The sequence below is a fragment of the Actinoplanes cyaneus genome (assembly GCF_016862095.1).
Lineage (GTDB): Bacteria > Actinomycetota > Actinomycetes > Mycobacteriales > Micromonosporaceae > Actinoplanes > Actinoplanes cyaneus.
This window is the reverse complement of the sequence record NZ_BOMH01000119.1, coordinates 1-7,823: the sequence shown is the minus strand read 5'-3', so window position 1 is coordinate 7,823 and position 7,823 is coordinate 1. Positions and strand designations below refer to the sequence as shown.

Annotated in this window: 2 protein-coding genes; both read left to right on the top strand. The window is 70.8% G+C overall.

What is annotated here, in order from left to right; all coding sequences use genetic code 11:
- Positions 1-1,074: condensation domain-containing protein (locus tag Acy02nite_RS45720; RefSeq protein ID WP_239175898.1), on the top strand; the 1,074-nt coding region annotated here is incomplete at its 5' end.
- Between the two features lies 1 nt (position 1,075).
- Positions 1,076-7,823, top strand: a 6,748-nt coding sequence (locus Acy02nite_RS45715; protein ID WP_203756463.1) for a non-ribosomal peptide synthetase, incomplete at its 3' end; no start/stop codon positions are given.

Here is a 7,823-nt window from a genome sequence, read left to right as displayed (position 1 = left end):
GCCGTGTCATGGCGCTTCCTGGTGCCGGACCTGGCCGAGGCGTACACCACGCTGGCCGCCGGCCGGGAGGTCGCGCTGCAACCGGTGCCGACGTCGTTCCGGCACTGGTCGAGGGCGCTGACCGCGCAGGCCGCCAGCCCCGGGCGGGTGGCCGAGTTGCCGCACTGGGTGCAGACGCTGAGCGCCCCGGACCCGGCGATCACGGTCCGGCCGGTCGACCCGCTCCGCGACACCGGCGCGACCATGCGCCAGATGTCGCTCCGCCTCTCCACGGACGTCACCACCCCACTGCTGACCACCGTTCCGACGGCCTTCCACGCGGGTGTCGAGGACATTCTGCTGACGGGCTTCGCGGCGGCGATCGGGGAGTGGCGACGGGCGCAGGGCAAGAGATCGCAGGGCGTCCTCGTCGACCTCGAGGGCCACGGCCGCGTGCCGCTCGGCGAAGGCGTGGAGCTCTCCCGTACGGCGGGCTGGTTCACCAACAGCTATCCCGTGCGGCTCGATCCCGGTGCGGTCGACTTCGCCGGGCTCCGGGCCGGGCGCTCCGCCGCCGGTCAGGCGGTGAAGCGGGTGAAGGAACAGCTGCGCGCCACGCCGGGGGACGGGCTGGGTTACGGCATGGTCCGGCACCTCAACCCGGAGACGGCCGGTGAGCTGAGCGGCCTGCCCGGTGCCCAGATCGGATTCAACTACCTCGGCCGGTTCGGCGAGGGTGCCGAAGGCCCGGACGGCCGGCAGCGGGACTGGCAGCCGACCGCGGGAGGTCGTGGCGGCGGCGGGACCGGCGACGACATCCCGGTCATGCATCCCCTCGAAGTCATGGGCGTGGTCCGGGACCTGCCGGAGGGCCCGCAACTGTCCCTGGTCCTCTCCTGGGCGGCCGAGCTGATCGAAGAGCAGACGATCCGAGAGCTTCTGGACCTCTGGGCATCGGCGCTGACGGGTCTGACTCTGCACACCGCCGGCACCGGTGGCGGCTACACGCCGTCCGACTTCCCCCTGGTCGACATGAGCCAGGACGAGTTGGACGAATTCGAAGCTTCGGCCAAGCAGATCGAAGAAGGAGCATGACATGGGGAACTCCGCGCTGATCGGCATCTGGCCGCTATCCCCCCTTCAGGAGGGCATGCTCTTCCACGCCCTCGCCGGTGAGCAGGGCACTGACGTCTACGTCGAACAGCTCGTGATCAGCCTGGACGGCGAGGTCGACGCGCCCGCGTTGCGAGCTTCCTGGCAGGCGGTCATCGACCGGCACGAGAACCTGCGCGCGGGCTTTCAGGAACGGGCCAACGGCTCGCCCGTACAGCTGATCATGCGGAGTGCCGTTCTTCCCTGGAGCGAGGTGGACCTGTCCCACCTGTCCGAGAGTGCGGCGCTGGCCGAGGCCGAGCGGATCGGCATCGAGGACCGGGCGCGGCGGTTCGACATGGCGGTGCCGCCACTGCTGCGCATCATGCTGGTGAAGCTCACTGCCGAGCGGTACCAGATGGTGTTCACGCTCCATCACATCCTGCTCGACGGCTGGTCGCTGCCCGTTCTCATGCGCGAGCTCTGGACCACCTACGAGGCCGGTGGCGACCCCGGGAAGCTTCCGCCGGTGACGCCGTACCGGAACTATCTGGCCTGGTTGGGCAGTCAGGACCGGGAGGCGGCTCTCGACCGGTGGCGGGAGGCCCTGACCGGCCTCACCGAGCCGACACTCGTCGCGCCGGCGACCCGCGGTGCGGCGCCGGCCCTGACCGAGCCGATCGCGGCCGAGGCGAGCCCCGAGCTGAACGCTGCCCTGCATGAGCTGACCCGCACCCGCGGGCTGACCCTGAACACCATCGTCCAGGGCGCCTGGGGGCTGGTGGTCGGTGTGCTGACCGGTCGCAGCGACGTGGTGTTCGGCGCGACGGTGGCGGGGCGCCCCTCCGAGCTGCCCGGCATGGATCACATGCTCGGCCTGTTCATCAACACGCTTCCGGTCCGGGTCGTGCTCGACCCGGCGCAGGCTGCCGGTGACCTGCTGGCGGATCTCCAGGCACAGCAGACGGCGCTGATGGACCACCAGTACGTGAGCCTGACCGACATCCAGCGCGCGACCGGCCAGGGCGCGGTCTTCGACACCTTGATGGCGTTCGAGAACTTCGGTTCCGGCGCGAGCAACCAGGAACCACCGGAAGGCCGGCCGCAGGTTCCCGCCCAAGGCGGCGTACGAGTCTCCGGGCTGACCGGCCGCGAATCCACCAACTTCCCGCTCGGGCTGGTAGCCGGCCCGATGGGCGGACTGAGTCTGCGCTTGAACTTCCGGCCCGACCTGTTCTCCGCCACGACTGCCAGGTCGATCGTGGATCTTCTCCTGCGACTTCTGGAGCAGATCGCCGCGGATCCGTCGGTGCGGCTGAGCGCGCTCGAGGTGCTTGGTGATCGGGAACGGTCACGGATTCTGGGCGAGTGGAATGACACCGCCCGTCCGGTGCCGGTGTCCTCGGTGGCGCAGCTGTTCGCGGCTCAGGTGGCGCAGTCCCCGGCAGCGGTCGCGGTGGTGGACGAGTCCGGCGAGGTCACGTATGCCGAGCTGGACGCGGCTGCGGGCGCTGTCGCGGGGGCGTTGCGGGCCCAGGGTGTCGGCCGCGGTGACCTGGTAGGCGTGCTGATCCCTCGCTCGGGGCAGGTGCCGTCGGTGTTGCTGGGTGTTTCCCGGGCGGGTGCGGGGTTCGTTCCGGTGGACCCGGAATACCCGCCGGACCAGATCGAGTTCATGGTGAGCGACGCGGCCCCGGCCCTGGTGGTGTGCACGGCAGAGACCGTGGATCTGGTGCCGCCCGGTGTTCCGCACCTACTGCTAGAACAGGCGCTGGCCGGACCGGTGGCGGATCCGGTGCCGGTGTCGGTGGACGACGTGGCCTACGTGATCTACACGTCCGGCTCGACCGGTATCCCCAAGGGTGTGGCGGTCACACACCGAGGTCTGGGGAACCTGGTGGCGGCACAGACGGACCGGTTCGCGATCGGTGCGGGTTCACGGGTCCTGCAGTTGGCGTCGTGGAGCTTTGACGCCTCGGTGTCGGAACTGTGTGTTGCCCTGGCTTCGGGTGCGGCCCTGGTGACGCTGTCGGGGGAGTGGCTGCCGCCTCAGCGTGCGCTGGCCGACGTGTGTGAGCGGTTCGGGGTGTCGCATGTGACGGTGCCGCCGTCGGTGCTGGCGTCGGTCGGCGAGCTGCCGGAGTCGGTGGGCACGCTGGTGGTGGCCGGTGAGGCATGTCCGCCGAGTTTGGTGGAGCGCTGGTCGGGTCGCCGGTTGATCAATGCGTATGGGCCGACCGAGACGACGGTGTGCGCGACGATGAGCCACCCGCTGTCGGGTGTGGTGTCGATCGGTGGGCCGATCAGTAACACCCGGGTGCTGGTGCTCGACGAATGGCTGCGCCCGGTCCCGGTCGGTGTGGTCGGCGAGTTGTATGTGTCGGGTCCGGGCGTGGCGCGAGGTTATGTGCGCCGGCCGGGGCTGACCGCCTCCCGGTTCATTGCCGATCCGCACGGTAGCGGTGAGCGGGTTTATCGCACAGGCGACCGAGTGCGGTGGAACGACGACGGCGACCTGGTGTTCGAGGGCCGTGCCGATGATCAGGTCAAGGTGCGCGGATTCCGGATCGAGCCCGGCGAAGTCCAGGCGGTGTTGCAGGCGCATCCGCAGGTGGCGCAGGCCGCGGTGATCGTGCGCGAGGATCGGCCGGGCGACAAACGCCTGGTCGCCTACGTCGTCCCCGCCGACGGCCCGGAGGAGTCCTCACTCGCACGACGTCTGCGGGAGCACGCGGCCGACGCGTTGCCGCAGTACCTGGTCCCCGCCGCAGTGGTGATCATGAGCGCCTTGCCGGTCACGGTGAACGGCAAACTCGACAGGGCCGCCCTGCCGGTGCCGGACCACGCGGGCGTGCTGACCGCGCGTGGCCCGGCCACCTTCGCCGAGGAGGTGCTGTGCGGCCTCTACTGCGAGGTGCTGGGCCTGGACCGGGTGAGCACCGACGCGTCCTTCTTCGACCTCGGCGGCGACTCGCTGCTCGCCATGAAGCTGATCGCCCGGATCCGGTCCGTCCTCGACGTCGAACTCGGCATCTACGAGCTCTTCTCCGCGCCGACGATCGTCGAGCTGGGCGGTCAGGTCGAGCAGGAACGGGAGAAGACGGGCCAGGCTGCTCGGCCGGCGCTGACCCGGCAACCCAGGCCGGCGACGATTCCCCTGTCGTACGGGCAGCAGCGGATGTGGTTCCTCAACCGGCTCGAAGGTGACCGGGGACAGGCCGGTTACAACATGCCGATGGGTCTGCGGATGACCGGAGACCTGGACGTCGCCGCGCTGGAGGCCGCGTTGCGCGACCTCGCGGACCGGCACGAGATCCTGCGGACGATCTACCCGGATGTCGACGGCGAACCCCGGCAGGAGATCGTCGGAGGCGAGTCCGGGTACCCGCCGCTGTCGACCGTCCGGACGACCGAGGAGCAGGTCGAGGCCGACTTCCTGGCGCTGGCCAACTCCCGTTTCGACCTGAGCGTCGACCTTCCGTGGCGGACGACCCTGCTGAGCGTGGGGCCCGCCGACTTCGTCCTGGTGATCGTGACCCACCACATCGCGCTGGACGGCTGGTCCATGGGGGTGCTCGGCAGGGAGCTCGGCGCGGCGTACGCGGTCCGATGCGCGGGCCGCCGGCCCGACTGGGAACCCCTCCCGGTGCAGTACGCCGACTATGCGGTCTGGCAGCGGGTGGCGCTGGGCGACCTCGCGGACCCGGACAGCCGGATCAGCGCGCAGCTCGGCTATTGGCGTACGGCGCTGGCCGGTGCCCCGGACGAGATCACGCTGCCGCGCGACCGGCCGCGACCGGCGGTGCCGTCCTTCCGGGGCGGCACGATCCCGGTGGAGATCAACGCCCGTACGCACGCCCGGCTAGTGGAGATCGCGCAGCGCGGCCGGGCGACCATGTTCATGGTCGTGCAGAGCGCGCTGGCGATCCTGCTGTCCCGGATGGGCGCCGGCAGGGACGTTCCGATCGGCACTGTCATCGCCGGACGGTCCGACACCGCGCTGGACGGACTGATCGGATTCTTCGTCAACACCCTGGTGCTGCGCACCGACCTCGGCACCGCCAAGACCTTCAAAGACCTGCTGGATCACGTACGGCACAGCGACCTGGCAGCGTTCGGCAATCAGGATCTCCCCTTCGAGCGGCTGGTCGACGACCTCAACCCGGCGCGGTCGCTCGGGCGTAACCCCCTGTTCCAGGTGGCGCTCGCGATGCAGACGCTCGGCGCCGGCCAGGGCGGTGGTGGCGGCGGCCTCTGGGACCTGCCGGGCCTGCGGGTACGCCGGCTGGCCGGCAGCGAGAACTTCATGACCGCCAGGGTCGACCTCTCCGTCGACCTGGGCGAGCGCCGCGACGAATCAGGAAACCCGGACGGCATCGCCGGCGTGATCCTGTACGCGACGGACCTGTTCGACGAGCGGACCGTCCGCGCCCTCGCCGACCGGCTGGTACTGGTGCTGGACCAGGTCGCGGCCGATCCGTCGAAGCGGCTGGACACGATCGACGTGCTGGACCGGGTGGAATGGTCCCAGGTGGTCGACGAGTGGAACGACACGGCGTGGCCCGTGCCGACGGCGACCCTGGCGCACCTGTTCGAGGCGCAGGTGAAACGGTCGCCGGACGCGGTGGCCGTGGTGGGCGAGCAGGGCGAGCAGACCTACGCGCAACTCGACGACGCCGCCGACCGGATGGCGGGGGAACTGCGCTCGCGAGGGGTGGGCCGGGAGCACCGGGTGGCGCTCCTGATGCCGCGGTCGAAGGACGTGATCGCGGCCCTGCTCGGAACGGCCAAGGCCGGCGCCGCGTTCGTGCCGGTGGACCCGGACTACCCCGTACAGCGGATCGCCTTTCTGCTGGATGACGTCGCGCCGTCGCTGGTGGTGTGCACGGCGGCCACCGCGTCGCTGGTGCCGGCCGACCTGCCGAGCCTTGTCGTCGACGATCCCGAGGTGGCCGCCTCGATGGCCGCCCGCCCCACCGGCGGGGTCACCGGCTTCACCAGCGTGGACGACCTCGCCTACGTCATCTACACGTCCGGCTCGACGGGCACCCCCAAGGGCGTGGCCGTCACCCATCGAGGCCTGGGGAACCTGTACACGAGCCTGGTGGAGCGGCTGGAGGTGACGCCGGATTCGCGTGTCCTGCAGCTCGCCTCGCTGAGCTTCGACGCCTTCGTCTGGGAACTGTGCATGTCCGTGCTGGCCGGTGCCGCCCTGGTGATGGCCGGCGCCGACCGGCTCCCGCCACACCGGTCGCTGGGGGAGGTGGCCGAGGAGTTCGGGGTCACCCACTTCAGCACGCCGCCCACCGTGCTGAGCACGGCCGAGGAGCTTCCCGACTGCGTACGGACGATCGTGGTCGGCGGTGAGGTGTGCCCGCCCGCCCTGATCGAGCGGTGGTCCGGCCGCCGGCTGATCAACGCCTACGGTCCGACGGAGGCGACGGTCGGCACCACCATGAGCCAGCCGTTGTCCGCGGCGCAGGCGGATGCGGTCCCGATCGGCCGGCCGCTCCACAACCTGCACACCTACCTGCTCGACGACTCGCTGCAGCCGGTGCCGGTGGGCGTCACCGGGGAGCTGTACGTCGCCGGTCCGGCCCTCGCCCGTGGCTACCTCGGCAGGCCGGGCCTGACCGCCGGCCGATTCGTGGCGTGCCCGTTCGGCACCGGCGACCGGATGTACCGCACCGGCGACCTGGCGCGGTGGGTGGACGGCGGCGAGCTCCACTTCGCCGGCCGCGCCGACGAACAGGCGAAGATTCGTGGATTCCGGATCGAACCCGGCGAGGTCCACGCGGTGCTGGCGGCACATCCGCAGGTGGCGCAGGCCGCGGTCATCGTGCGGGAGGATCGGCCCGGTGAGCGCCGGCTGGTCGCCTACATCGTGCCGGCCGGGGTGGAGGTGGACCTTCCGGCGGTACGCGAGCACGCTGCCGCCCAGCTGCCGGACTACATGGTGCCGGCCCTGGTCGCGATCGATTCCCTGCCGCACACCGCCAACGGCAAGCTCGACCGGGCGGCCCTGCCGGCCCCGGGCCACGCCGCACCGGCCGGGCGCGACCCGGAGACACCGCTGGAGAAGTCGCTGTGTGCCCTCTTCACCGACCTGCTCGGGGTGCAGCCGGTTCCGGCCGACGGCTCCTTCTTCGAGGCGGGTGGCGATTCCCTGCTCGCGATGAAGCTGATCGGCCGGATCCGCTCGTCACTGGGCGCGGAGGTGAGCATTCGTACCGTGTTCGCGACGCCCACCCCGGCCGGGATCGCGGCCGCCATCGAGGCGTCCGACGGTAAGACGCGGGTGTCGCTCACGGCCCGGACACGCCCCGCGACGCTGCCGTTGTCGTACGGCCAGCAACGGATGTGGTTCCTCAACCGGCTCGGCGACGCTCGTCAGAGCGTCGCCTACAACATGCCGATGACGGTACGGATCTCCGGCGCCCTCGACGTGACCGCGCTGGAGGCGGCGCTCGGTGACGTCGCCGACCGGCACGAGGTGCTGCGCACGATCTACCCCGACGTCGACGGGGCGGCGTGTCAGCAGATTCTCGACGGTGTCGCGGGCCGGCCGTCGCTGCTGGTGAGCGAGGTCGCGGAAAGCGAGGTACAGGCCGCGGTGACCGCCTGGTTCGGCCGCGGCTTCGACCTGGGAGCCGAGCTGCCGTGGCGGGTCCAGTTGCTGACCACCGGTCCGGGCGAGTTCGTGCTGGCAATCGTGGCACATCACATCGCCCTGGACGGCTGGTCGATGGGGG